The sequence below is a fragment of the Muriicola jejuensis genome (assembly GCF_010671595.1).
Taxonomy (GTDB): Bacteria; Bacteroidota; Bacteroidia; order Flavobacteriales; family Flavobacteriaceae; genus Muriicola; species Muriicola jejuensis.
In genome coordinates this window covers 292,079-316,875 of record NZ_JAABOP010000001.1, presented here as the reverse complement: position 1 = coordinate 316,875, position 24,797 = coordinate 292,079, and the positions used below count along the sequence as shown (strand labels likewise).

Here is a 24,797-nt window from a genome sequence, read left to right as displayed (position 1 = left end):
ATCTAAACATGGGAGGCAACTTCCATCAGCAAAGCGCAAATATAGGCCCCGGCTGTTCCGATCACATACCCCAGGACGGCGAGGAGGATTCCCACTGAGGTAAGGGAAGGGTGAAATTCGGCTGCCACGATGGGGGCAGACGCCGCACCACCTACATTGGCCTGGCTCCCCACGGCGAGGAAGAAAAAAGGCGCCTTGATCAGTTTAGCGACCAGGATAAGGAGTCCGGCGTGAATGGAGATCCATATGAGTCCGATCAGGATCAGCCCGGGATTTTCCAGAACCTTGCCCAGATCCATCTTCATGCCGATCGTCGCCACGAGGATGTAGATGAATAACCCGCCGATCTTGCTGGCTCCTGCCCCTTCATAGGATTTTGCCTTTGTGAAGGACAAGAGGATCCCTACCACCGTGGCGAAGACTACCATCCACAGGAATTCCGATCCAAGGGATGAAAGGGCTTTTTCTTTGTTGCGGATGATCTCGAAATTCGACTGCAGGTAATCTGTAAAATGGAATCCCAGATAGTGCGAGATCCCTACCCCTGTAAATGCAAGGCAGGTGAGGATGATATAGTCCCTGAGGGTGGGAATACGTGCGATTTTGGCCGTATAGGCAGATACCTTTGCTCTGAGCTGGTCGATGGAACTGGTGTCTGCCTTCAGCCAGCGATCGATGCGTTCCGTCTTGCCCACACCGAGCAATATGATGGCCATCCAGATGTTGGCCACTACGATATCGATCAGGACCATTCCCCCAAAATTGGCCGGGTTGTACTGGAATACCTCCAGCATGGCAGCCTGATTGGCACCTCCGCCTATCCAGCTACCCGCGATGGTGGCCAGCCCGCGCCACACCGCGTCGAACCCCACTCCACCAACGGTCTCCGGGGAAAAAATGGAGACGATCAGGATGGCTAAGGGGCCCCCGATAATAATCCCTGCGGTTCCTGTCAGGAACATGATCAGTGCCTTGGAACCCAGGTTCAAAATCGCTTTTAGGTCAATACTGAGCGTCATCAAAATAAGCGCGGCCGGCAGCAGGTACCGGCTGGCTATGTAATACAGGTTGGAGGATTCCTCGGAGATCAGTCCCAGACTGGTCAGAATGGCCGGGAGCATGTAACACATCAGCAAGGTGGGAACCACCTTATAGAACTTGCTCCAGAAACCCGTTTCAAGGGAGGAAGTATAAAATACAAAACCAAGACAGAGGCAAAGCAGGCCGAGGATGACCGTATCATCGGTCAGAGGAAAGTGATCCATAAACGCGTGTATTCAGCAATAGAGTCAAATATAAAGATAATTGACCGGGGGAAGCTTTTTCGCTCTCAGATATTGAGCCAGTAGGTGACCTTCAGGTTGATAGACCGGACTTTTGGGGCGAATGTGTTGACGAAGTAATTGTCATTGTATACCAGGAAAAGGTCGGATAAGGGGGCAAAACGCCATTGCAGCCTGGAATTGATCCCGAGATTGTCCCGCTGATTGCTGTACTGAATCAAAGTCGACCAGAAGATCGATTTGCTAAAGGTCAGATCAAACCTAGGACTAATCAGCCAGATATTCGCACTGCCATAAGGTTCCGGCAACTGTATCTGGTCATACCTGAAGTTCATGGAGACGACCGCTTTGGGCTGCAGGCGAAAGTTTACCCCTCCTTCCAGCGAAAAAATATCCCCGTTAAAAAACCGGCCGATGGTAGGTTCCATGGAATATGAAAAAAGACGTCGCCTGTCTGATCGGTACTGAAAACTGACAGAATTGTAATAATAGCCTTGCTCGCCGGGCAGTGGCAGGGCATCATCACTCCGGGTAGGGTCAAATTCGTCTAATAAATAGGTATACTCATGCGAAAATGAGGCTTGCGCCTCAGATAGATCGTTAAAGCGCACCTCCCAGTCGAGTCGGGCGGTATAATCCGTGTTCAGGAAATCCCGGGTCGGACTCCAGATAAAATTCGGTAAAAACCTTATGCTGTGGTTTTGAATAATTCCCTCCTTTGGCCAGAATACCCTCCTCATACTGAAAATACCCTTGAAAATATCGGTTCTACGGATAAAGCCGAGATCAGACTGATAATCTTCCCCCACAAACACAGCTTTACTGAAAAAGTTCCAGTAACGGGAATTATATTCCAACTGCATTCCAGATGAAAAGTCTTCATCACTTCCCGCGGGCTCAAAGGATTTGTGCAGGAAGGCCCGTCCGCTCCATAAATTGTCTTCTGATATGAGGTTATAGTCGATTCCGACAACCCGGTTATACCGATCTTCTTCGGACAGAAAGTCGTAGTCCTGGGTCGATTGTCGGTTAATAAAGAATAAGCCGATGTTGGAACGGGAGAAAACCTGCTGCTGAACGGCCATCATCATGTTGTTGTTCGTGGCAATCTCATTGGCCACATCAGCCTCGGTTTGTATGTTGAGGAAACCGATTCTAAGTCTTTTATTCAGTTTTCCACTGAGCCTGACCCCACCTAGGATGCTATTTTCAATGGTGTTACCGGCCGTGTCCCGGGCAATACCGATTCGTCTGGAAAAAAAGGGGTTACTGTCCCGGGAATCCCCGAAGTCTGCAAACAGGTCATTATTGTCGATAAAGAATTGCCGCCTTTCGGGGAGGCCAATTTCAAAACGCGTCAGGTTGGTGATCTGATTATCCACTTCTACCTGGGAAAAATCGGGGTTGACCGTGATATCCAGGTTCAGGCTGTTCCCAATGGACACCTTGGCATCACCACCTACTTTAAAATCATTGGTCGAGGTATTATTATCAAAATCCCGGGCGGTCAGATAATTAATATAGGGAATAACGGCAAAAGGTGTCCTGGATTTACCCAGCGGTTTTTCAAAAACCATATCCCCCATAAAGGTAAGCCCAAAAATATTCTGATTCTGTGGAATGCGCGCCCAGGTACTGTTTTCATTACTTTGGGTGTCAAAGCGGTAGCTGTTAAAACGCCATTTGGTTTCCCCCTCCCGAAATTTAAAGGAGGTCAGGGGAATAATCATTTCCGCCGTATAATGGTCATCGAAGATCTTAGCATCTCCTCTCCACTTTACATCCCAGGAGATGGTAAAGCCTCTCAGGTCGAGTCCCCCTCCCGAAACCAGGCCTTCCCGCAATACCCCATAGGGATTTATCCCAAAGAGAAAAGCGTTGTTACCATCATTAAACGTATCGAAAAGCAAGGTGATGTTGTCACTGTTCCCTGCGCGAAAATCACGTCGAAGCGACTCAACTGCATAGTTTTTGCCATCTGTATAAACGGTAATCCCTATGTACAGGTTCTTATCGTCATACAGCATTTTTATATCCGTTTGTTTAAGGGCCTGTATGGAATCTGCGGGGAAGTATTCCCAGAAATCAGAGGCGCTCTCCGCTTCTTCCCATATGTGTTCGTCCAGGATGCCGTCTAGGTTTATAAAATCCTGAATGTACTTGACCTTAAAGGATCGGTTCTTGGAACTGAAGTTGTTCTGACCAAAGGAATACTGGATACAAAAAAGCATCACGAAGGCCAGCAACACCTTCCTTATCACTATGCGTTCAGAAAATAACATTCCGGCAAATTTAACATTTTAAGCGTTAAAGAAATCCCAAATTCGAGGATACCTTTCGGGAATTCTGAGGCACTTTTGAATTCGTTCACTTGGATACAGTGATATGAGCAAGGTATTTCAGGTCTTGTGAGTAAAACGGAGTAACATAACCTGAGAGAATTAACTTGCCGGTAAATTGTCATCCTCTATTTTTGCAGAAAAAGGAAAACAGATGAAAAAGTTTTTGATCCTCTTTTTAGCATTTGCCAACCTCGCTTTTGGGAATCCCCCTTTCTGGGGAAAAACCGGCCACAGGGTAGTAGGGGAGGTTGCGGAGATGCACCTGAGCAGAAAGGCGAGAAAAATGGTCCGTAAGATTTTAAATGGCAGGTCTCTGGCTTCGGTATCCAACTACGCAGACGATATCAAATCGGATTCGCTCTACAATCAATACTATCCCTGGCACTATGTCAATTATCCGGCAGACAAGACCTATGGGGAAGAGCCTCCCAGCGAAGAAGGGGACATCGTCATGGCCATTCAGACCTGTATTGGGAAATTGGAGGACCGTCAAACCTCGGATGATCAACGGGAATTTTATCTCAAAATGCTGATCCATTTCATCGGAGACCTGCATCAGCCTCTTCACGCAGGATGGGAGGAAAACCGGGGAGGAAACGACATTGAGATCCAATGGTTCCGGGAGAAGAGCAACCTGCACAGGTTGTGGGACTCGGATCTCATCGAACATTTTGGGATGAGCTATACCGAATTGGCAAATGATCTTCCTCCAATGTCAAAACAAGCTTTGCTGGAAATGCAGGCAGGAAATGTACGTACGTGGGTAGATGAGTCTCACCGGCTGGCGACATCTATCTACGGGTCTGTAACTCCGGGGGAGCGCCTTGGCTACCGGTATAAGTATGTATACTGGGAGACCGTCGAGCGGCAATTGTTAAAAGGAGGTGTGAGGCTGGCAGCGGTCTTGAACGACCTGTTCCGTTAGCGTTTTGAGATCTTATTGCCTGTGATCTGGCGTTGTCGGGTGCTTTTGAATCGGGTGCTGTCTGCGGATCTCAGTGCGGAGTGCTTCGTCTGCCTGCCCTGTACCCGTTTCCGCCACATTCTGAAACTGCTGGGCTTCATTTCCCTCCTCATGATCTCTATGGTCTCCTGTTCGGAGATGCCAAATTGGAACTGAATGGCGTCAAAGGGGGTGCGGTCTTCCCAGGCCATTTCAATGATACGGTCCAATTCTCTTTCGGTGAACTCTTTTTTCATAGCGAGGCAAAGATAAAAAGAATCTAACGGATCAACGAATGACCCTGAAGGTTAGGTTGATCCGCTCTCCAATAGGCCTCTTTGTTTTGGGGACCTGATGCAGCCAGCAATGCTGTGTTTCTCCTTTCATGATCAGCAGACTGCCGTTCTCAAGGATCATTTTGTGCTTTAAAGAAGGATCTTTTTTGTGTTTGAAGTGGAAAGGACGTTCCTCTCCCAGGGTTACCGAAGCGATCACCGGATTCCTTCCGAGGACGGATTCATCATCGGCATGCCAGCCATTGCTGTCCCGTCCGTCCCTGTAGAGGTTCAGCAGGCAGGTAGTGAAAGATGTTTCGGGCAGCAGGCGCTCTATTTTTTGTTTTATTTCCAGGAGTTCCCCGGTAAATAAGTGGGGAATCATGGTGATGTTGGAGTAGGCGTAGGGTTTGCCGTTATTGGCGAACAAGGCCGTAAGCCTGGGTTGGGGGTAGGTCTTTCCGAAGACCCGGATATCGTCCTGTTGCCAGGGGATCTCCCTTCTCAGGGTCTCAAAGAGACGGGCTGCTTCTCCAGGGCTAAAAAAACCGGAGAAATACTGAATATCACTTTCGGGCAACTCAATTTTCAGGGCTTCTGTCTGCATACGGGATTCAGCTGATGACCTTTTTGAGCTCATTCCTGTATTCCGAAGGATTTTGTCCCGTAAATGCCTTAAAGGATTTATTGAAATGGGAAAAGTTGTTGAAACCGCTTTCAAAGCACACCTCCGTAATGCTCATGGGTTGTTCTGCCAGTAATTTGGAAGCGTGCACCAGCCGGCATTCGTTTACGAACTGAACAAAGGTCTTGTTGGTGATCTTCTTGAAATACCGGCAAAAGGAAGGTACCGTCATACTCACCATGTCTGCGATCTTCTCCAGGGTAATATCTTCCCTGAAATTCTGTTTGACATAGTTGAAGACCACGTTGATACGGTCGTTGTCCTTGACCTCGGTTTTCAGGGAGAAACCATCTGCATTCAACACTTTGTACTCCTCTGAATGAGCTAGTTCATTGAGGATGTTCAGGATGGAAAGGAGCCTTTGGAAGTCGGTTTGGTATTCCAGCACCTCCATTTTTTCTCCTATCTTCCTTTTCGTCTTGCCTGAAAATGCGATCCCTCCGGAAGCGAGTTCAAAAAGGGCCTGTATCTGTTTCATCTCGGGGATCTTGAAGAAATCATTCCCCAAAAAGTCCTGTTTCATCTGGATGACCGTCTCCTTTTTATTTCCAGTGAGCTTATCCGTCATTCCACAATGCGGCAGGTTGCTCCCTATCAGGATGAGGTCCCCGTTCGTATAATAAGAAACATGACTCCCGATCTGCCGTTTTCCAGCCCCTCCGTTCACATATACGAGTTCTATCTCAGGGTGGTAATGCCAGACGTTGTTCTTATTGAGACGTTCCTCGTCGAACTTCTGATAGGTGAAGGAGTTACCAAAGTTAGGTTCAATGGCCTCAAAAGTAGGTTTCTGTTGTATCATAGTCATCCTATATACGCTTAAAATTACTCATGTGGTTGTTGAAAGGACTTTGCAAAATTATCCAAAAAATATGGAATATTACCATTTATGATATTCTTAACGATTATTGCTGTTAAAATAGAACAGATATAGGCCAATCCTGCTGTAGTGAACCCCGTGAATTGAAGGTAGATTTGTAGGGAGTTTAATTCATCAATCAAAAAGAAACAATCATGAAAACAATTAAAAAAATTACTGCAATGGCTTTGATCCTGGTATCAGCCACAACCTTTGCTAACACCGTGAGCTCACTGCCTTCAGTTAATGGAAAGGAAAAGGAATTAAAAGAAGGACCTTACTTTAGAAAATCGGGGGACAAATTGTTCCTGAATTTTTTCAACAAGGAAATGGGGGATGTACAGATCAAAGTGATCGACAGTGAGAACCGGGTCCTTTACAGCGAGACTCTTAAATCTACCCTGGTAGTGGAAAAGGCCTTTAACTTCGGGAATGCCGAAAAGGACAGCTACAAAGTGGTGGTGAGGGATGCGAACGACAGCTACGCTGAGTATTACGTAGTGAAGTAAGTTTAGTTAATTCAGCGAAAGGGGGGCCGTCAGGCCCCTTTTTTTTGGTATCTCCCTAACTTTACCTTTGTGCGGTCGGGCAGAAATGGACATTCTAAAGCACGTCTCAGCATTTCCTGGTCCTTCTCTTTGGCGTAGAGAAGGGAATAAAGATCGGCTATGCTCAGTGAATTCTCAGCTTTTTCCAGAAGGCTGAACCGGTCTCCCATGCCCACCTGCCCCGGCCTGATCACCTTGAGATAGGTGCCCGGATGGCCGTGGTGTATGAATTCATCAATGATCTTCTGATCCCCAAAGCGAATGCCCAGTTTATAACAAGGCTCCCTTGGAATGGTGACCTGAACTACGGCTGAACCCAGTTCGTAAACCGAACCCGATAGAAGATTCGATTCATCCATTCTTTCGAGGGTGATATTCTCCCCAAACATGCCCCAGGACCAGGGAAGGTCCGGAAATCGTTCCTTCCAGTAGCCATAGTGTTCTGAAGAAAATAGGTAGCAGGCTTTATATTCCCCTCCGTGATGTTTGCGGTCTGTGACCGTATCCCCGTCTACATCCTCATGTCCCAAAAAAATCGGGTGAGACACAGGATATTTGAAGATCCCGGTCTCCTCGGTTTTACCTTTCCAAACAAAACGTGTGGGTTTGCCGATATTGGTAGCAATGACCTTCATGCCGTAAAGATAGGCAAGGCCGACTAAGGATCCGAAAGACAGGAGCCATCTTTTTCAGTACGGGATCCAAAAGGTCACAAATCCTGAGAGGTATTTCTTTTCAGGACCTCCTTCATTCTCTCCCGTGTACCCATATCCTCCCCTTTGAATTCTGTCATTTGGAAGAAAAGGATGTCCTGTCCTATGTTCTCCAGATCGTAGGTAGCGTGCTTATCCTTGTGTTGCAAGAATTCAGAATCCCCTTTCTCCAGGTGCATCAGAATGATCCTGCCATCGGAGAAGCGTGAGATCACCAGGCCTTCAGACCCGGCTACCCAGTAATAATCCGATTCGATTCTGCGGAAAGGGAGTCGCTCTTTCGGGAGAAGTACCACCTCCCAGATCCGGAGGTAATCATTTTCAAAGAGTATTTTCTGACCCAGATCGGGACTGATCTTATTCCTTTTCAACTCCTCGATGTGGTCGGGATTCCAGGTATTGAAATTACCCGCATCGTTGATCGAAGTGTACTTTAGCAGTTTTGCTTTCTGGTTTTCCTTTGTGGTCATAGCGATTCCTTTTTAAAAATCCCCCAGTTGGATTAAATCCCTTTCTAAAATCTCCAATCATCAACAAGCCGACCGGGGGGTGTGTGGCACACTGTCAATAATGAACTCAAAGTTTTATCAATTATTTCCCAGAGACAAGCACGAAACCTTGCAGATAGGTTTGAAATTCGGAAATCAGAACAATTATGGTCTTTTGCTCCAAAGTTTTGTGTCCGAAATCAGGAATCAGTACTCCTGAAAAACAGATGGATAAAGGGGGAAGTCCCAAAATGGGTATTTTGAAAATGAACAGGATGCAACTATTATTCCTTGTATTTGGTAGGCGTAGTCCCTGTTACCTTCTTAAAGGCGGCGTAAAAAGCACTCTTACTGTGAAATCCGACTTCCTGCCCTATACCTTCGATACTGAAATTATGGGTGTTTGTATCATTCAGGATCCGTTTCGCTTTCTTAATGCGCAATTCGTTGATATAGGTATTAAAATTCTGTTTGGAGACGGTATTTATACTCGCGGAAATCCTCTTGGGATGTATATTTAGTTTATCGGCCAGATCCACAATCGTCAGTTCACTGTTCAAAAAAACTTCGCTTTTGATCATGTAAGAATCTATGGCCTCCATCAGTTCCTTAAGGTCCTGGCTGTCATTACGCGTAGATCTCATACTTTCCATCAGGCCAGCCTTGTAATTTATGAGCGTTCCCGAATCTCTTTTCCCGAGGATGGACAATACATTCTGCTGTTTCATCCCGTGGATGGCCACCCAATAGATCGCAACCAGATCCAGGATGGAAAAGATGATCTTAAAGTAGTAATTATCTGGAGATATAATGTAGAGAATATGAATAAATACAGAAGATATAATACTGTATATCAAGTAAATACGTATCCATGTCAATAACTTATTCTCCAGTTCGGAAAAAGTGTTTTCGACTTCAATTCGGTGCTTCTCGAGAAGTCTCAGATTCCATATGCCTATGATCCAGGAATAAAGTATGCCCGCAAAAGTGAAAACCAGTTCGTACCAGTAGCTCTGAGCGATCTCCACTTTGGCGGGATACGGTTGGAAATATATGTAAACCTGGAGCATAAAGGAGAGGATACCCGGATATAGGAGCCAGTATTTCGTCTTTTGTTCCGAGAAGATGGAGATTTGCTGGGTGTAGATGAAGAATACGGCAAAGAGCAACCAGGAAAAATCAAAAGGCAGGAGGAACCATTCAGGGAATTTTTCATCAAGACCTAATCCTCCGGGGATGAAAATCAGCAACTTCAGGGAAAACAACAGCAGGTAAAGTCCAAGTAAGCAGGTACTTCGGGAGTGCCTGAAATTCATTGCTATCAACAGCACGCCCAAAGTCAGGCCTTGTAAAAGGCCTAGGATATCGAGGGCTGATTGAAAATTAAAGTTCAGTTCCAACAATCAAAGGAAAACATAGGCTTTACAATATTAAAAGTAAATATAGTGGATTGTTTCTTTTTAACTACTTAGGGGGTCTCAGGAATGAGTTTTATTTCCAAGAGCCATCAGGATCCTATGGGACTCCAAGGAAGGAGGAGTATCCGACGGGAATTATTTCCATAAAACAAGTCGCTGCACAGGATTGCCCGGTGAGTTAAAAAGGAAAGAGAGGACGGTAAAAGCTTTGCCGAGAGGATGCGGTCCCCGATTTCTCTATATGGATGTTCTCTAATACGGAAATGCAGACCCCATTATGGTGAAAAATCACGGAACCGGAAGGCACAGGGTTAATTACGGTCAGAATCCTGTTTGCGGACCAAAAGGTAGATGGAGTATCCGGTGAAAACGATGAGGAAGGGAAGTAGCAAAAGGTCGTAGCGGGTAACCCCTTTTGAATAGGTCTGGACAGCTGAACTCACATCCAGGGACCATGCAAAATACACTGACCAGATAAAGAGTATAAACAGGATAAAACTCTTCTTGTTGGAGTTCATCTAAAATAAATTTCTTTAAAGATGCAAATTGACAGGAAAGTACCCCAGGATAAGGAGTGGATAGAGGTTCTGATTTCTGAAATTAGAACCATAATCCCATTTGAACGAGCACAAATTACCCATGAGTGCCGCAATCCCATTCCTTCTTTGGGAATGGAAGCTGTAGAGGGGAAAGGTGATGGGTCATTGAGTTATTCAGAGCTTGGAGGCTATGCGGCCCTGCTGTCTCTGTATTGGGTGGGTGTAGTGCCGGTGAATTTCTTGAAGGCTGAATAGAAGGCGCTTTTGCTTTTGAAGCCTACTTCGATACCGATCCCCTCCACGCTTAAATGGGTCCCTTTATCAGTTTTCAGCAACTCCTCTGCTTTCCTGATACGATACTCGTTGATGTAGGAGTTAAAGTTTTGTTTGTCTACGGTGTTGATGGCTTCTGAAACCAGTTTTGGATGCTCATTGATACCGTCTGCGAGATCCATGATGGTGAGTTCCGGATTGATAAAACTTTCGTGTTCGTCCATGTACTTGTGGATCTGGGCCATGAGGTTTTCCAGTCTTCCAGGGATCACTTCGGGAGTATAGGACCTGGGTTTCGTTTCATCTTTTGAGCCTTTTGGGGTCCATTCATTTGAGATCAGGGATCTCACATTCCTTTGGGTGATACCGAAGTAGGATACCCAGTAAATGGCGATCAGGTCCATGATCGAAAAGATAGTATTGTCCTCAAAACCCAAGGGATACACATAGGCTATGATATGGCCAAAGACGGAAGTGGCCAGCAGGTAGATCAGGAAAAACCGGGCCCATCGCAATTCTTTGGAGGCGACAAAGGAATAGGTGTTCAATACCTCTATTCTGTGCCGGTAGAGCAAACGCAGATTCCACAGGCCTACCCCCCAGGAGAAGTAATTGCCGAGGATCCAAAATGTCAGGATGTGCCAGTAGCTGTCTTCTATGACCACCTTGGTTTCATAGGGCAGAAAGTAGATAATACACTGGGCCAGGATAGAAATGATCCCGGGAATTAAGAGCCAGTATTTGATCTTCCTGTTTGAATAAACGGATACCTGCTGTGTGTAGAGGTAAAAAAGCGGGAACAGGATCCAGGAAAAATTGAAGGGGAGAAGAAAGAATTCGGGATAATTCCGTGATATCTGGGTATTCACAGATATCCAGGTGGCCAACTCCAGGGAATAAAACAACAGAAAAAAGCCGAGATAAAAGGTACTGCGAAATTTGCGGATGCTGAGGGCCATCAACAGAATGGCAATGGTAATTCCCTGAACCAGGCCTATGCCATCCAGCAGAACTTGAAAATCTATGTTTAGGTACTCGAGCATGTAATCGTACTACTATTCTAACCGGCACACCAAGGGAATTCTTCTGCAACAGGAATAGAGTGTATGATACAAAAATAAAACTTTCTAAGGGCCTGAACCGGTTCAAATAAAAAAACCAAGGAATTCCTTGGTTTTTAATTGGCCTTCTGGATTTTCTGCTATTCTTCTTTTTCCAGTTTTTTTGTCAGCGTGAAACCCAGGTAGAGCCCGAGTCCGGACATCAGGAAAATGGTCCCTGGATAGGCTACGTCCTCATCCATTCCCAATGAGCTTGCCATAAAGGAAGCCAGGAAAATGGCGAGACCTATGCCGGTCAGTAACAGGGCCAGATTGAGAATGAGCACCTTCCAGAATGGGGCCGCACCTTCTCTCTTGCCTTTCACAAAGATGCTGGCATCTGCCCCTTTTTCGATAAGAGCCAGACGCTCTTTATTCCTTGTTGTAAAATACAAGTAGCAAATGGCAAATACCACCAGGAACATGCTGATAAAAACAATGACTTCTCCTCCCATTTTTTTTGATTTAGATGAATACTATTTGCCTGGTATGACGGCTGAAATCTGTCATGGGTTACACAAAACGGATATTTTTTTGAATACATTGTAACCTCCGGCCCCTCAGAACCGTCCTATGAGACAGATGATGCCATCAGAAGATCCAGTACTGGTAAAACGCACCTTATCGGGAGACACCCAGGCATTCGAATGTTTGGTAGAGAGGTATAAGCATATGGTATTTACCCTGGCCGTTAGAATGCTCAGAAACAGGGAAGAAGCAGAAGAATCTGCCCAGGATACCTTTCTGAAGGCATACAAAAACCTGGAGAGTTACCGGGGTGGGGCCAGGTTTTCAACCTGGTTGTACAAGATCGCTTATCACCATTGTTTAGATCAACTAAAGAAAAGAAAGAGTCGACCCGAAACAACAGACCTGGACTCCCAAAGAATTATCAGCCAAGGGTATGAGGCGGGAATTTTGGATAAAATGGAAAGGGACCACAGGCAACATCATATACGGGTCGCCATTCAGAGTCTGGCAGAGCAGGATGCGGCCATTATCACTATGTATTATTTTGAGGAATGGAGCATTAAGGAGATCTCGGAGGTGACAGAATTGAGTCCGCAGGTGGTTAAAGTACGACTCTTCCGCAGCAGAAAGCAATTGGCCTCCTCTTTACGCCCGATCCTGGAAGCCGAAAAACAATAGATCATGGAAGGAGAAAAAGAATGGGATGACTACATCAGGAAGTGTCTGAAAGACCTGACCGAAGAAGCACCCCCCGAGGGTTTTACAGCACAGGTCATGAAGGCCGTTGGGGCAGAGAAGAAATATGTTCAAAAGTCCGGGTATGCCCCTGTCTTCTCCCGAACTTCCTGGGTGCTGGTCGCCATTGCTGCCTTCACCCTGTTGGTTCTGGGGTTCACGGCAAAAGGAGATCAAGCCCTATTCGGGCTCTTCACCCCGGATTTGGATCTGATACCTGGCTCAATGAGGTTTTGGGAAGGGATTGAACCGGTGGCTGGCACCCGTATTCTCGTGTATGCGTCACTTTCCCTTTGCAGCTTTTTCTGCCTGCAGATCTTCCTGCTGAAAAAGAGTTGGGAACACAAAAAGGTCTATTTCTGATCTGGCCAGAGACGGTTTTGTAGCTGAAATACCGTGCGTTAAAAATACCAATAGGCCCAGTACATCAGCCCAAATTGCAGGGGAACCCTGAGTATCAGGATCCATTTTGGGATACCGGCACCTTCCTTCTCGCCTCTTAGCATGTAGAAATGTACCAGGAGGAAAACAGCCAGCATTGCTATGATCCCGAACAGGGAGAGGTTTCGCGTAAAGGGGAAGCACAGCCCCACGGCCAGGAGTATCTCGACCAGGCCGCTGATATAGACCAGTTCCCGGTGATAGGGCAGATAGGATGGCATGATCCTCATATACGCCTTTGGTTTGAGGAAGTGCATCAAACCGGCAAAGGCGTACATGGCAGCCATCGCGTAAAGGTGCCAGGGTTCGTTCACAGGGTAAAAATAGAAAGACCGCTCGGTAAAAGCGGTCTTTTCAATAGCATTTTTCCTGTTATTTCATCATTTATTTCACCATTTCATAACTTCTCTTGATGAAGTTGGTGAGTGCTTCTCCTTTAAGCAGTCCCTTCGAAAGGCGTGCGAGGTCGAGCGACTGGTTGATCAGTCTTTCCCTCTTTTTGGCCGTTTTGGTATTCAGGATCTCGCTGACCAGTTCGTGGTTGGTGTTGACCACCAGGTTGAACATATCGGGCATGTTGCTCATGCCGAACATCCCACCACCACCGGTTTTTTGCATTTCCTTCATCCTCCGGATAAATTCAGGCTCCGTGATGATGAAGGGTGCTGCCTGGCTGTCCATGGCTTCGAGCTGCACCGTATACCCTTTTTCATCCAGTACTTCCTCTATCTGTTTTTTTAGGGTATCCTTCTCATCGTCCGAAAGCTTGCTGATCTTGGTGTCCTCTTTCTTGATAAGGTTATCGAGGTGGTCTGCATCCACGCGAGCGAAGGAAAGGTCTTCCTTAGAAGATTCAAGTTTTTGAAGCAGATGCCCTACAATGGGTGAATCGAGTAGCAGTACCTCGTATCCCTGGTCCTTTGCCGCATCGATATAGCTGTGTTGCTCTTCCTTGTCAGACGCATACAGGACCACCAGTTTGCCATCCTTATCCGTTTGGAGAGGGGAGATCTTTTCCTTCAACTCCTCAAAGGTGTAGTAAGCCCCATCTATGGTAGGATACAGGGCAAAAGATTCTGCCTTTTCGAAGAACTTCTCTTCTGAAAGCATACCGTATTCTATCACGATCTTGATGTCGTTCCACTTGGCCTCAAAATCCTCACGATTCTCCTTAAAGAGGGAGGTAAGCTTGTCAGCCACCTTCCGGGTGATATAGGAAGAAATTTTCTTAACCGCCCCATCTGCCTGCAGGTAAGATCGGGAAACGTTCAGGGGGATATCGGGAGAATCGATGACCCCTCTGAGCATGGTGAGGAATTCAGGCACGATGCCTTCCACATTATCCGTTACAAAGACCTGATTCTGGTAGAGCTGTATCCTGTCCTTCTGTATATTCAGATCGTTTGTGAGCTTTGGAAAATAAAGGATCCCCGTGAGATTGAAAGGATAATCCACGTTGAGGTGAATATGGAATAGGGGTTCCTCAAATTGCATAGGGTACAGTTCCCTGTAGAATGCCTTGTAATCCTCATCCTTCAGGTCCGTTGGTTTTTTGGTCCATGCCGGATTGGGATTGTTGATGATGTCATCCACCTCTTTGGTAGGAGCGGGATCTTCCTTTTTGGCCCCTTCCGGTTTTGGCAGGGTTTCGGTCCGTGTTCCGAATTTGATCGGAATGGGCATGAACTTGTTGTATTTGGTGAGCAGTTCCCTGATACGGTGCTCTTCCAAAAATTCCTTATCGTCTTCGTTGATGTGAAGGATGATTTCCGTACCTCTGTCCTTTTTCTTTCCCTCTTTCAGGGTGAACTCCGGAGTACCGTCACAGATCCAATGGGCCGCGGACTCGTCCTTATAGCTCTTGGTGAGGATCTCCACTTTTTTCGCTACCATAAATGAGGAATAGAATCCCAGGCCAAAGTGTCCTATGATCCCGGCATCTTTTCCCGCATCCTTGTATTTATCCAAAAATTCTTCTGCCCCTGAAAAGGCGACCTCGTTGATATACTTCCGCACCTCTTCCTGTGTCATCCCGATACCCTGATCAATGATATGCAGCTTTTTACCTTTCTTATCGACCTTCACCTCGATAAGAGGGTTGCCGTACTCCACCTTGGCCTCACCAATTGAGGTAAGGTGTTTGAGTTTCAGGGTCGCATCGGTTGCGTTGGAAATTAGTTCTCTCAGAAAGATCTCATGATCACTGTAGAGGAATTTTTTGATAAGGGGGAAGATATTCTCTACGGAAACATTGATTTTACCTGTAGCCATTGTCTTTTTAATTTGATTTTGGCTTTAACGGAGCAAAAAAAGTACCAGAGCGATATGGAGTGACAAACTGACACCCCGGTTGGACAAGAGGGGGTCATGCAAAACTTTAACAAATATTTTTGTTTAATAAAATGATATATAAATTAAACATTATTTATATTTGTATCGATTGCTAAAAAATCATTGCTATGAAAAAGTAAAATTGGTTTTAGTAATCAGTTTGTTTATTAATTGGTTAGGTTGTTAGAAAGCGTGTCTTTTATCGGAAGGCACGCTTTTTTGATTTCCCTTTTTATTCTCAAATCCTTAACACTATTAGTGTTTATAAATATCTAACTTTGCTTGAACAAAAATTAATAAAAATGGCGGCGAAAAAATCTCCTAAAACCAAATCCGTATCGGAAATCGTTTCGGCCTATATGACATACGTACTGGATCATGAGGAAAGGCCTGTTTCTGTATACAAATTCTGCAAGTCAGTAGGGGTGACAGAAAAAGACTTCTATCAGTCGTTCGGATCGATGCAGAGTCTGCAAAAGGAGGTCTGGAAAATGTTTTTTGAAAATACCATAGAGGTTTTACATAAAAATGAGGAATACGAGCAGTACGGAAACAAGGATAAAATGCTCTCCTTCTTTTTTACTTTCTTCGAAGTACTGACACTCAACCGAAGCTATGTGCTCTTCTCTTTGTCCGAAAACAGGATGTCCCTCAAAGACCTCGATCAGCTCAAAGGGTTGAGAAAGAGGATTCTCGAATTCGCCAAAGAACTCATCGAAGACGGGAACGCAGAAAAAGCCTTTAAAATTTCAAGGCACAATCCTACCCTATTCTCGGAAGGTGCCTGGTTACAAACACTTTTCCTTCTGAAATTCTGGATGGCCGACTCCTCCCCGGGATTTGAGAAAACGGATCTAGCCATTGAGAAATCGGTTCAGACCATTTTTGATGTCTTTGACAATACCCCTCTGGACAGCCTCCTCGATTTTGGGAAATTCCTGTTCAAGGAAAACATGGCCTGATCGGGCCTCCCTAAATCAGCTGGTGCATGAAAACTTTAGATAAGATCCCTACAGGAAAAATAGAACGAGCCGGAAAACTCGTCCGAACCGGCGTGAAAGTTGGAGGGAATTACGTCAAATATTACAGCAAAAAGCTGGTGAACGGGGAAACTTCTCGGGAAGAACTGGACGAGAACAATGCCACCGATATTTACGACGGACTCAAAAGCCTGAAAGGGAGTGCCTTAAAAGTGGCCCAGATGCTGAGCATGGAAAAGAATCTGCTGCCGAGGGCCTACGTGGAGCGCTTTTCCCTTTCCCAGTTCTCCGTTCCCCCTTTGTCGGCTCCCCTGGTAAGGAAGACCTTTAAAAAATACCTGGGGCAGTATCCTGAAGAGGTGTTCGACAAATTTGAAAAAGATTCCATAAATGCAGCCAGTATCGGACAGGTCCATAGAGCCTGGAAGGACGGGAGGGAACTCGCCGTGAAAATCCAGTACCCCGGAGTGGCTCAGAGCATCTCCTCAGACCTGGCCCTGGTAAAACCCATCGCCATGCGTATGTTCAACCTCCAGGGTAAAGATTCTGAAAAGTATTTTAAGGAGGTGGAGGATAAATTGATGGAGGAGACCAATTATATCCTGGAGTTGGAACAAAGCAGGGAGATCTCTGAAGCCTGTGCGCATTTGCCTAACCTGGATTTCCCTAAGTATTACGAAGAACTTTCCAGCGAAAGGATCCTCACCATGGATTGGATGAAAGGCACCCATCTGAGTGAGTTCGCCCGAACCTCATTTTCTGAGGAAACGGGAAACCTGCTGGGCCAGACCCTCTGGGATTTCTACATGTACCAGATGCACGGCCTGAGAAAAGTGCACGCAGATCCTCACCCCGGGAATTTCCTCATCAGTGCAGACCACAGATTGATCGCCATTGATTTTGGCTGTATCAAGGAAGTGCCGGATGAATTCTACGTGCCTTACTTCGAGCTGGCCCGCAAGGAAGTCATAGAGGATGAAATCCTTTTTGAGCAAAAACTGGAGGCCCTGGAAATCCTCACTCCACAAGATACCCCGGAAGAAAGGAAATTCTTTAAGGAATTGTTCAGGGAACTGTTAACCCTCTTTACCATGCCCTTTAACCAGGAGACCTTTGATTTTGGTTCTGATGAGTTCTGGGGCCGGATAGCAGACATCAGTCAGCGTTACTCTAAGGATGAACACATCCGCAAGATGAACGGTAACCGGGGTTCCAGGCATTTCCTGTACATCAACCGGACCTTTTTTGGCCTGTACAACCTTTTGCACGACCTGAAGGCTCGGGTGGAGGTCAACCATTACCTCAAATTCATGTAAAAAATTTATTCGGATCCGGCTTCTGAGTCGGCTTCCCTGTTCTTCACGTATTTCTCAAGCCACTGATCCTGTTCCCAAAGCAGGTGTAGAATACTTTCCTTTGCCCGGTAGCCATGACTCTCCTTGGGCAGCATGACGAGCCTTACGGTAGCACCCAGCCCTTTGAGAGCATTGAAATAGCGCTCGCTCTGCATCGGATAGGTACCCGAATTATTATCAGCCACGCCGTGGACCAGCAACAGGGGCGTTTTCATTTTTTCTGCATGCATGAAAGGCGACATGGTGTAATAGACCTCGGGGGCCTCCCAGTAATTCCTCTCCTCACTCTGAAATCCGAAGGGCGTCAGGGTTCGGTTATAGGCTCCGCTACGTGCGATCCCGGCTGCGAAGAGGTCGGAATGCGATAAGAGGTTGGCCACCATAAAGGCACCATAACTATGGCCTCCAACAGCCACGCGGGAAGGATCGATATACCCCATGGCATCCACGGCATCGATAGCCGCTTTTGCATTGGCCACCAGTTGTTCCCTGAAAGAATCATTGGGTTGTTCATCGCCTTCCCCTATGATGGGAAAGGCCGCATCATCCAGGACCACATACCCCCTGGTGACCCAGTACACCGGTGAGCCCCAGGAGGGATAGGTGAATTCGTTGGGATTCTGGGTATTCTGGGATGCGCTGTTCTTGTCCTTGTATTCTCTGGGATAGGCCCAAAGGATCATGGGCATTTTTTCCCCGGAGTTCTTGTCATAGCCCACCGGCAAATAGAGGGTGCCGCTGAGTTCCAATCCGTCCTCACGCGTATAGGTGATCACTTCCTTATGAACATCCTGTATGCTTTTAAAGGGGTTGTCAAAAAAGGTGAGTTGAGTGGGCCCTTTTCGTTTTTTCAGGTGCTTGTAATAGTAATTGGGATAGGTGTTTTTCGATTCGATCCGCACCAGCAATTCGTCTTTCCCGACATGGTAGTCGAGCAGTTCCTCCATTTGGTCGGTGAGTTTTGATTGATACATCCTTTCTTTTTTAAGGGTGTTCAGATCCATCCTGTCTACAAAAGGGAACTGTCCGTCCTCGGAATACCCATCCCCCAGGAGATAGGCATTATTCCCGGAGTCCAAACTCAACACCATGGCCCCGAATTCATTGCGCTTCATCACGAACGAACCGGGATCGCTGTACACGTCCTGATAATTCCTGTCGAAAAGTACCACCGGTTCTTTTCCGGGATCAGACGGGTCAAAGGCATAGGTCTTGGTGTTGCGTGTGTTCCACCAGTAATCATATGCCACGGCCAGGTCTTCCTTTCCCCAGTTGATGTAGCGGAACCGATTGATGGTCTTCAGGATCTGGGTTCCCTTTCCAGTAAATGGCGCCTCAAGTAGGTAGATCGCATCCCGGAAAGGTACATCCACCTCGGGATCCCCTTCATCCAGCGCCTCTGCATAGACCAGGGTAGCGCCCCTGTCTGATCGCCAGCTCAGGTCCCTCATCCCTTTGCGCTCGGCCATGAATCCCTGGGGCAGGTCTTCTATCAGAGGTACCTGGAGCAGAGTATTTACGAGATCTCCCTTGTTCGAATAGATGGTTGTGGTAGAAGGAAAACGGGAATACGGTACCAGGTAGGAGAAAGGTTGTTCCACGGTGACCACCATGACATATTCCCCGTTCGGTGAAAAACTGATGCTGCGGTACATGGCAGCAGACTTCCAAAGGGTCTTGTTCCCGTTCAGGTCCACCTTATACAGTTCGGACAGAGCCAGTTGCTCGAAATTGAATTCGTCCGTTGGGTTGGAAAGCAGGTCCTGATAGGTCCGATTCTGTGCCTTTTTACCGTCGTTGGTCGAGATGGTCGGGCCCTCCGGAACGGCTTCTCCCTGGTCGATCAGCTCCTTTCGGGTGTCCGGAAGCATTTTGACCAGCAGGGACGAGCCGTCTTTGAACCAGTTGATCACATCCCCCAGGTTGGCATTCACGGAGGCGTCGGTGATCTTCTTTACCTCGGCCTTCTCCAGGTCAAGAACCCATACCTCTACCCCCTGGGCGGTGGTGTTCGTGACGGCCACCATGGATTCATCCGGGGAAAAGCTGAAATTGGCAAGCCTTGGATTTTCGGGCAGGCCTTTTACCTGGACAGCTTCTTTCGCGGAAGGCGATTTTATCTCAATATTGTTGTAATAATTGGTTCTACTTCCAATATTGGTTACGGGGTTGATCCTCAAGCCTGCCAGCCGCATTTCGGGTTCAGAAAGTTCGGCTATGGTCTTGTACGCATCCCGGTAGAGCAGGAGCATGTGTTTTCCATTGTCTGTCATCCTTACCACCGGGGCCAGGGGAGCATTCACAAGGTCGAGGATCTCCTTTGAAGGTTTTTGATAGGTTAGTTTTTCCTGCAAATACGCTGCCTGCGGGCAGAACACAGCAACAAAGAGGAAAGCGATTAAAATACGGTTCATGCGGATTTTCATGATATATGATTTTGAACGGATAAGTTACTATTAAACTAGTATACCTTCCAAACGATGTGAAGAACTTCTGAGGCTTCCATCGTCTTTAAGGCAATCTTTTCTGCTATTCTTTAGGTAAGCAAGGCAAGAATAGGTATTTTAGAAAAACGAAACTAAACAGGGAAAGGGGCGCTACCCCCTTTCTTATATTAAACTCATCCTAATATGTACAATTCTAGAATATCGGGTCTGGGTTTTTACGTGCCCGATCACGTAGTGACCAACGATGACCTTTCCAAGTTGATGGATACCAGCGATGCGTGGATACAGGAACGCACCGGGATACAGGAGAGGAGGCATGTGGTCAAAGGAACGGACACTACGACCTCCATGGGAGTAAAGGCGGCGAAAAAAGCCATAAAAAACGCGGGAATACAAAAGGACGATATCGATTTTATCATTTTTGCCACCCTGAGCCCGGACTACTACTTCCCGGGTCCGGGCGTACTGGTGCAGCGGGACCTGGATATTAAGACGGTGGGGGCCCTGGACGTGAGAAACCAATGCTCGGGCTTCGTGTATGCCGTTTCGGTGGCAGACCAGTATATCAAGACCGGAATGTACAGAAATATACTCGTCATCGGGTCTGAACTGCACTCCGGAGGCCTCGATTTTACCACAAGGGGCCGGGGAGTTTCTGTGATTTTCGGAGATGGCGCCGGCGCCGCCGTCCTCACCCGCGAGGAGGACCCAAAAAAAGGAATTTTATCGAGTCATCTGCATTCCGAAGGACAACACGCCGAAGAGCTCTCCCTTTTGGCTCCTGGGATCGGGCACCGCTGGGTAACCGATATCCTCAGGGATAACGACCCGGACGATGAATCCTATTATCCCTACATGAATGGACAATTCGTCTTTAAGAACGCTGTGGTCCGTTTTTCGGAAGTGATCATGGAAGGGTTGGAAAAGAACCACCTTACGGTGGAGGATATCGATATGCTGATCCCTCACCAGGCCAACTTGAGGATATCCCAGTTCATACAGCACAAGTTCAGGCTTTCTGATGACAAGGTGTATAACAATATCATGAAATACGGGAATACCACGGCAGCCTCTATCCCCATTGCCCTTACGGAGGCCTGGGAAAAAGGTAAGATCAAGGAAGGAGACCTCGTGGTCCTGGCCGCCTTCGGAAGTGGCTTTACCTGGGGCAGTGTCATCATCCGTTGGTGATCCATAGCCAGCAGTTATCATGGGAAGACCCTCAGCAGTCATCAGTGAGTCACATCGGGAGTTCATCTCCCAGCAAAAAATCTTTTTTGTGGCTACTGCCACAGCAGACGGAAAGATCAATCTTTCTCCAAAGGGCATCGACACTTTCAGAGTGGCCGACCCCAACAGGGTCCTTTGGCTGAACCTTACGGGCAGCGGGAATGAAACGGCGGCCCATGTGTTGCATTCCGGAAGGATGACCATCATGTTCTGCGCCTTTGAAGGTCCCCCCAACATACTTCGACTTTACGGACAGGCCAGGGTCTTACATCCGGAGGATCCCGAATTCGGGAGTCTGTTATCCCTTTTTCCGGACATTCCCGGTACAAGACAGATCTTTGAAATGGAGGTAGAACTCGTGCAGACCTCCTGCGGGATGGGCGTTCCCCTCATGGAATTCAAGGGAAACCGCAAGGAATTGATCCAATGGGCCAGGGAAAAGGGGGAGGAAGGGCTACGGGAATACAGGTCGAAAAAGAACACGACCAGTCTGGATGGTCTGCCCACCGGTACAGTAGGGTTGTAATAGCAAAACCCCGGCAGGAATACCGGGGTTTCGTACTGGTCTGAAGGCACGGGATCAACCAACCCAAAATCCCGATTGCCTGAGACCGATATTGATCGCTACAAGATACCTCCGCTGCCCTGTTTCGTATTGTCATCCCTGTTTTTACGCCTGGAGGCCCGGTTCTTGCCGCTTCCAAATCGATAGGAAATGCCCGCATACACATTCTGACTTTCCCAATTGAATTCCCCGGTCTGCAGGAAAGGTCGGTCTCCGTCAAAGGCAAACCGCATCGTATTGAACACGTCATTGAAATTGAGACTGAATGTTCCTTTGTTCTGAGCAAAACCATAGCGGAGCCCCAGATTTACGAAATACATGGGTTCTACTGAAAACTGGATATTCTGATTTTGACCCCGGTAGAATCCGAACAACTGGAGGGTCAGGTCCTTGGTCACTGTAAAGCTATTGTTCATCCTCAGGTTCCAGGCCGTATTTTGAACCTCCACTCTTTCAACGACTATATCTTCGAGGGACGCTTCGGAATTGGACCCCTCCAGGCTTTCCGTCACCCCTCTCTGGGTCTGGGAATACAGATCGAAGCTCCCGTTGATATTCCACCATTTGGCGGGTTTGTAGTTTGCTGAAAACTCCATCCCATACGCGGAGGTGTTGTCGAAGTTGTCGAAGGTAAGAATGAGTTTGTTCAGATCGAGTCGGTCTACGTACACCGCCCTGTTGATCTCGTCCTTGATAGTCCTGTAAAAAATCCCCGAGGTGAGGCTCCCATTCTTTATCCTCCTCGTGTAATTCAGTTCGAGGGATGATGTAAATTGAGGAAACAGACTGGGATTCCCAAAGGAAGAGATCAGGGGGGTTGCCCATTCTCTGATGGGGTTGACCTGGGTAAGGCCGGGTCGGTCCACCCTTCGGCTACTGCTCAGCTGTAACTGGTCTTTTTCGTTTGGGGTATAGGTTATAAAGGCGGTAGGGTAGATCTGTGTGTACCGGTCGTCAAACGCCCTTACTGAATTGGTATCTGCCTTTACTGTGACATCTTCGATCCGGGCGCCGATCTGATAAGACCATTTCTCGAAGTTCTGGCCGAAGGTCGCATAGGCAGAATAGATATCCATCCCATAGGTAAAAGCCGTTGATGGGGTAGGCCTCAGGTTGCCATTGGCATCGAAGGATAGTCCGGTCGAACGGTAGTCCACCTCAGTCTCAAAGTTTCTGGATTCCAGTCCGGCCTCGATCTTGGAGATAGAATCCAGGGGATTGACGTAATCCAGGTTAGCGATCGTCTGTGTCCTTTGAGTTGCCACGAAATCGCGGTAATTCGGAAAAAGGGAATTTCCGCTGATCCTGAAAGCCGACTCCTCATCATCTTCGAACCTGTTGTGGTCGATTTCCAGCTCCAGGTTGTGCCCCTCTTTGCCGAAATCGAGCTTGTAGTCAAAATTGTACTGTTCGCTCTGGTTATCGTTTACAGGGATGAAAGTCTGACTGTTGTTGAGGCTCGTATCATCGTAATAAACTACATCCGTAAGGCCCTGTCCCTTCCCCTGAAAGATATTCTGGTTGGTAAAGAAGGAAAGGGTGTTCTTTTCGTTCAGGTAAAAATCGAACCCTATTTTATAGAGGTAAGACTTGTTGTTGTTCATGAATTCAAAGAACTGCTGGGAATTCTCCACTACCCTGTAGATGTTCCCGTCATTGACGTATTTGCCAATGTTAGTGCCTATATTTCCGTACAGGTTTAGTTTGCCATTGCGATAATTCAGGTCGAGGGAGGCATTGTATTTGGCTTCTATCCCTACGGTAAGCCCTGTGTTGAGGTTCCCGTTAAAACCGATATTCGCATTTTTGTGAAGGATGATATTGATGATGCCGCTCATTCCCTCGGGGTTGTATTTGGCCGAAGGGTTTGTGATCAGCTCAATCGACTTTATGGAAGAGGAGGGAATTTGCCTTAGAAGCTGGGCCACGGGCACGTTAGACAGTTTTCCGTCTACCATGACCCTCACGTTGGAATTGCCGCGGAGGGAGAGTTCACCCGTTTGCTGATCGATATTTACCGAAGGGATGTTGTTCATGATATCTGAGGCGGTAGCCCCGGCCGTGGTGAGGTCCTTGCCTACGTTGACCACCTTCCGGTCTATGCGTTGCTCTATGGTGGTCCTTTCTGCCACGACCTCCACCTCCGACAAGGATTCAGCCTCCTCGGCAATGGTAATGGTGCCCAGTTGAATCTTGCGATGCCCTTTGTCCAGGATGACCTCCTGGCTATGGGTTTTGTAACCGATATACTGTACCTCCAGAATATAATGTCCGTCTGGCAATTTTTCGATAAGGAAGGAGCCATCTTCCGTGGTTATCCCTCCCGAGATGGTCTTAAGGTCCATGGATTTGATCACCACGGTGGCATATGCCACAGGTTCACTGAGATCCTGATCGATCACTTTTCCGAGTATGATACCGTCTTTGGGGTCGGGGTTTTCCGGGTCTGTTTTGGCGAAAACCGCAGTAAAGGCCAGAATGGCCCATAGGAGGGTTACTTTTTTCATGACTGTTGATTAATTGATTGATTGACTGATTGATGATACAAGTAAGACGCCTATTCCTGATATTTGTAACGGATGAAGGTGAATTTTAACGATTCGAAACAGATTTTTATAAGGGGAAAGAGTCCGAATGAAAAAACAAAACCCCGGTGCAGGACCGGGGTTTCTATCATTGGTATGCCGCACTAAACACTAACCATTAACTTTGAAAATACAGCCTCCCAATGAATGAGCTTTTTGTAAAAGACGGAAGTCCGACCCATACGTTACAG

Annotated in this window: 23 protein-coding genes; 8 read left to right on the top strand and 15 right to left on the bottom strand. The window is 47.1% G+C overall.

From position 1 onward, the window contains the following. Nucleotides 1-2: 2 nt before the first annotated feature. Together GWK09_RS01480 and GWK09_RS01475 are read right to left on the bottom strand one after the other, a co-directional pair. On the bottom strand, nt 3-1,265 hold the full coding sequence (locus GWK09_RS01480) for a DUF819 family protein (RefSeq protein WP_163691245.1): 1,263 nt from the start codon (nt 1,263-1,265) through the stop codon (nt 3-5). Nucleotides 1,266-1,330: 65 nt separating this feature from the next. Then, nucleotides 1,331-3,565 carry a DUF5916 domain-containing protein gene (locus GWK09_RS01475; protein WP_394367565.1) on the bottom strand — a complete coding sequence of 745 codons (2,235 nt, stop codon included), beginning with the start codon at nt 3,563-3,565 and terminating at the stop codon, nt 1,331-1,333. A 211-nt stretch (nt 3,566-3,776) separates the two neighbouring features. On the opposite strand from GWK09_RS01475, the gene GWK09_RS01470 reads away from it, so the two are divergent. Then, nucleotides 3,777-4,550: a S1/P1 nuclease gene (locus GWK09_RS01470; protein WP_163691244.1), complete on the top strand. Its 774-nt coding sequence runs from the start codon at nt 3,777-3,779 to the stop codon at nt 4,548-4,550. Here the strand turns inward: GWK09_RS01470 and GWK09_RS01465 are convergent. The 3 genes from GWK09_RS01465 to GWK09_RS01455 are packed head-to-tail and all read right to left on the bottom strand — an operon-like array spanning nt 4,547 to nt 6,330. Beyond that, the gene (locus GWK09_RS01465; RefSeq protein WP_163691243.1) at nt 4,547-4,825 is read right to left on the bottom strand and encodes a TIGR03643 family protein; all 279 of its coding nucleotides are present in this window, start codon (nt 4,823-4,825) and stop codon (nt 4,547-4,549) included. The two genes, GWK09_RS01470 and GWK09_RS01465, sit on opposite strands and share 4 nt — an antisense overlap. A 31-nt stretch (nt 4,826-4,856) precedes the next feature. Further along, nucleotides 4,857-5,483, bottom strand: coding sequence for an alpha-ketoglutarate-dependent dioxygenase AlkB family protein (locus GWK09_RS01460; RefSeq protein WP_239530532.1), 627 nt, complete (start codon nt 5,481-5,483; stop codon nt 4,857-4,859). Next, nucleotides 5,458-6,330, bottom strand: a complete 873-nt coding sequence (locus tag GWK09_RS01455) for an AraC family transcriptional regulator (protein WP_163691241.1) — start codon at nt 6,328-6,330, stop codon at nt 5,458-5,460. The genes GWK09_RS01460 and GWK09_RS01455 overlap by 26 nt, the downstream gene beginning before the upstream one ends. 212 nt (nt 6,331-6,542) lie before the next feature. Between GWK09_RS01455 and GWK09_RS01450 the strand changes: the two genes are divergently transcribed. Beyond that, complete coding sequence (locus GWK09_RS01450; RefSeq protein WP_163691240.1) at nt 6,543-6,896, top strand: hypothetical protein; 354 nt, start codon at nt 6,543-6,545, stop codon at nt 6,894-6,896. Between the two features lie 29 nt (nt 6,897-6,925). On the opposite strand, the gene GWK09_RS01445 is transcribed toward GWK09_RS01450, so the two are convergent. The 6 genes from GWK09_RS01445 to GWK09_RS01420 all read right to left on the bottom strand — a co-directional run bounded on the left by GWK09_RS01445 (nt 6,926) and on the right by GWK09_RS01420 (nt 11,921). Next, nucleotides 6,926-7,570, bottom strand: coding sequence for an MOSC domain-containing protein (locus tag GWK09_RS01445; RefSeq protein ID WP_163691239.1), 645 nt, complete (start codon nt 7,568-7,570; stop codon nt 6,926-6,928). Nucleotides 7,571-7,644: 74 nt separating this feature from the next. Further along, nucleotides 7,645-8,118 (bottom strand): hypothetical protein, encoded by a 474-nt coding sequence (locus tag GWK09_RS01440; protein ID WP_163691238.1) that lies wholly within the window; start codon nt 8,116-8,118, stop codon nt 7,645-7,647. Between the two features lie 302 nt (nt 8,119-8,420). Next, nucleotides 8,421-9,452, bottom strand: coding sequence for a helix-turn-helix domain-containing protein (locus GWK09_RS01435; protein WP_163691237.1), 1,032 nt, complete (start codon nt 9,450-9,452; stop codon nt 8,421-8,423). A gap of 413 nt (nt 9,453-9,865) precedes the next feature. Continuing rightward, a complete protein-coding gene (locus GWK09_RS01430; protein WP_163691236.1) occupies nt 9,866-10,072 on the bottom strand; it encodes a hypothetical protein in 207 nt (68 codons plus the stop codon). Nucleotides 10,073-10,281: 209 nt separating this feature from the next. Further along, a complete protein-coding gene (locus GWK09_RS01425) occupies nt 10,282-11,409 on the bottom strand; it encodes a helix-turn-helix domain-containing protein (RefSeq protein ID WP_163691235.1) in 1,128 nt (375 codons plus the stop codon). A 158-nt stretch (nt 11,410-11,567) separates the two neighbouring features. Continuing rightward, on the bottom strand, nt 11,568-11,921 hold the full coding sequence (locus GWK09_RS01420) for a DUF6249 domain-containing protein (protein ID WP_163691234.1): 354 nt from the start codon (nt 11,919-11,921) through the stop codon (nt 11,568-11,570). Nucleotides 11,922-12,039: 118 nt separating this feature from the next. On the opposite strand from GWK09_RS01420, the gene GWK09_RS01415 reads away from it, so the two are divergent. Together GWK09_RS01415 and GWK09_RS01410 are read left to right on the top strand one after the other, a co-directional pair. Next, nucleotides 12,040-12,615, top strand: a complete 576-nt coding sequence (locus GWK09_RS01415; RefSeq protein ID WP_239530530.1) for an RNA polymerase sigma factor — start codon at nt 12,040-12,042, stop codon at nt 12,613-12,615. Between the two features lie 3 nt (nt 12,616-12,618). Beyond that, nucleotides 12,619-13,035, top strand: coding sequence for a hypothetical protein (locus tag GWK09_RS01410; protein ID WP_163691233.1), 417 nt, complete (start codon nt 12,619-12,621; stop codon nt 13,033-13,035). 38 nt (nt 13,036-13,073) lie between these two features. Here the strand turns inward: GWK09_RS01410 and GWK09_RS01405 are convergent, their stop codons facing one another. Together GWK09_RS01405 and htpG are read right to left on the bottom strand one after the other, a co-directional pair. Then, a complete protein-coding gene (locus tag GWK09_RS01405) occupies nt 13,074-13,427 on the bottom strand; it encodes a DoxX family protein (protein WP_163691232.1) in 354 nt (117 codons plus the stop codon). 70 nt (nt 13,428-13,497) lie between these two features. Continuing rightward, nucleotides 13,498-15,384 (bottom strand): molecular chaperone HtpG, encoded by a 1,887-nt coding sequence (gene htpG, locus GWK09_RS01400; protein WP_163691231.1) that lies wholly within the window; start codon nt 15,382-15,384, stop codon nt 13,498-13,500. Nucleotides 15,385-15,746: 362 nt separating this feature from the next. Between htpG and GWK09_RS01395 the strand changes: the two genes are divergently transcribed. Beyond that, nucleotides 15,747-16,406, top strand: coding sequence for a TetR/AcrR family transcriptional regulator (locus GWK09_RS01395; RefSeq protein ID WP_163691230.1), 660 nt, complete (start codon nt 15,747-15,749; stop codon nt 16,404-16,406). A gap of 26 nt (nt 16,407-16,432) precedes the next feature. Beyond that, a complete protein-coding gene (locus tag GWK09_RS01390; RefSeq protein ID WP_163691229.1) occupies nt 16,433-17,740 on the top strand; it encodes an ABC1 kinase family protein in 1,308 nt (435 codons plus the stop codon). Nucleotides 17,741-17,745: 5 nt separating this feature from the next. On the opposite strand, the gene GWK09_RS01385 is transcribed toward GWK09_RS01390, so the two are convergent. Further along, nucleotides 17,746-20,193 (bottom strand): alpha/beta hydrolase family protein, encoded by a 2,448-nt coding sequence (locus GWK09_RS01385; protein WP_163692470.1) that lies wholly within the window; start codon nt 20,191-20,193, stop codon nt 17,746-17,748. Between the two features lie 216 nt (nt 20,194-20,409). Here GWK09_RS01385 and GWK09_RS01380 point away from each other — a divergent pair, with 216 nt between their 5' ends. Together GWK09_RS01380 and GWK09_RS01375 are read left to right on the top strand one after the other, a co-directional pair. Further along, nucleotides 20,410-21,417: a 3-oxoacyl-ACP synthase III family protein gene (locus GWK09_RS01380; protein WP_163691228.1), complete on the top strand. Its 1,008-nt coding sequence runs from the start codon at nt 20,410-20,412 to the stop codon at nt 21,415-21,417. Between the two features lie 19 nt (nt 21,418-21,436). Continuing rightward, nucleotides 21,437-21,982, top strand: coding sequence for a pyridoxamine 5'-phosphate oxidase family protein (locus GWK09_RS01375; RefSeq protein WP_163691227.1), 546 nt, complete (start codon nt 21,437-21,439; stop codon nt 21,980-21,982). 98 nt (nt 21,983-22,080) lie between these two features. On the opposite strand, the gene GWK09_RS01370 is transcribed toward GWK09_RS01375, so the two are convergent. Further along, nucleotides 22,081-24,528, bottom strand: coding sequence for an outer membrane beta-barrel protein (locus GWK09_RS01370; protein ID WP_163691226.1), 2,448 nt, complete (start codon nt 24,526-24,528; stop codon nt 22,081-22,083). Nucleotides 24,529-24,797: the final 269 nt, after the last annotated feature.

Coding starts and splice junctions, on each gene's coding strand:
- GWK09_RS01450 (WP_163691240.1), top strand. CDS start 6,543: ATGAAAACAATTAAAAAAATTACTGCAATGGCTTTGATCCTGGTATCA.
- GWK09_RS01375 (WP_163691227.1), top strand. CDS start 21,437: ATGGGAAGACCCTCAGCAGTCATCAGTGAGTCACATCGGGAGTTCATC.
- GWK09_RS01455 (WP_163691241.1), bottom strand. CDS start 6,330: ATGATACAACAGAAACCTACTTTTGAGGCCATTGAACCTAACTTTGGT.
- GWK09_RS01440 (WP_163691238.1), bottom strand. CDS start 8,118: ATGACCACAAAGGAAAACCAGAAAGCAAAACTGCTAAAGTACACTTCG.
- GWK09_RS01480 (WP_163691245.1), bottom strand. CDS start 1,265: ATGGATCACTTTCCTCTGACCGATGATACGGTCATCCTCGGCCTGCTT.
- GWK09_RS01370 (WP_163691226.1), bottom strand. CDS start 24,528: ATGAAAAAAGTAACCCTCCTATGGGCCATTCTGGCCTTTACTGCGGTT.
- GWK09_RS01420 (WP_163691234.1), bottom strand. CDS start 11,921: ATGGGAGGAGAAGTCATTGTTTTTATCAGCATGTTCCTGGTGGTATTT.
- GWK09_RS01380 (WP_163691228.1), top strand. CDS start 20,410: ATGTACAATTCTAGAATATCGGGTCTGGGTTTTTACGTGCCCGATCAC.
- GWK09_RS01470 (WP_163691244.1), top strand. CDS start 3,777: ATGAAAAAGTTTTTGATCCTCTTTTTAGCATTTGCCAACCTCGCTTTT.
- GWK09_RS01430 (WP_163691236.1), bottom strand. CDS start 10,072: ATGAACTCCAACAAGAAGAGTTTTATCCTGTTTATACTCTTTATCTGG.
- htpG (WP_163691231.1), bottom strand. CDS start 15,384: ATGGCTACAGGTAAAATCAATGTTTCCGTAGAGAATATCTTCCCCCTT.
- GWK09_RS01435 (WP_163691237.1), bottom strand. CDS start 9,452: ATGAATTTCAGGCACTCCCGAAGTACCTGCTTACTTGGACTTTACCTG.
- GWK09_RS01445 (WP_163691239.1), bottom strand. CDS start 7,570: ATGAAGGTCATTGCTACCAATATCGGCAAACCCACACGTTTTGTTTGG.
- GWK09_RS01415 (WP_239530530.1), top strand. CDS start 12,040: ATGAGACAGATGATGCCATCAGAAGATCCAGTACTGGTAAAACGCACC.
- GWK09_RS01465 (WP_163691243.1), bottom strand. CDS start 4,825: ATGAAAAAAGAGTTCACCGAAAGAGAATTGGACCGTATCATTGAAATG.
- GWK09_RS01475 (WP_394367565.1), bottom strand. CDS start 3,565: ATGTTATTTTCTGAACGCATAGTGATAAGGAAGGTGTTGCTGGCCTTC.
- GWK09_RS01395 (WP_163691230.1), top strand. CDS start 15,747: ATGGCGGCGAAAAAATCTCCTAAAACCAAATCCGTATCGGAAATCGTT.
- GWK09_RS01385 (WP_163692470.1), bottom strand. CDS start 20,193: ATGAACCGTATTTTAATCGCTTTCCTCTTTGTTGCTGTGTTCTGCCCG.
- GWK09_RS01390 (WP_163691229.1), top strand. CDS start 16,433: ATGAAAACTTTAGATAAGATCCCTACAGGAAAAATAGAACGAGCCGGA.
- GWK09_RS01410 (WP_163691233.1), top strand. CDS start 12,619: ATGGAAGGAGAAAAAGAATGGGATGACTACATCAGGAAGTGTCTGAAA.
- GWK09_RS01425 (WP_163691235.1), bottom strand. CDS start 11,409: ATGCTCGAGTACCTAAACATAGATTTTCAAGTTCTGCTGGATGGCATA.
- GWK09_RS01460 (WP_239530532.1), bottom strand. CDS start 5,483: ATGAGCTCAAAAAGGTCATCAGCTGAATCCCGTATGCAGACAGAAGCC.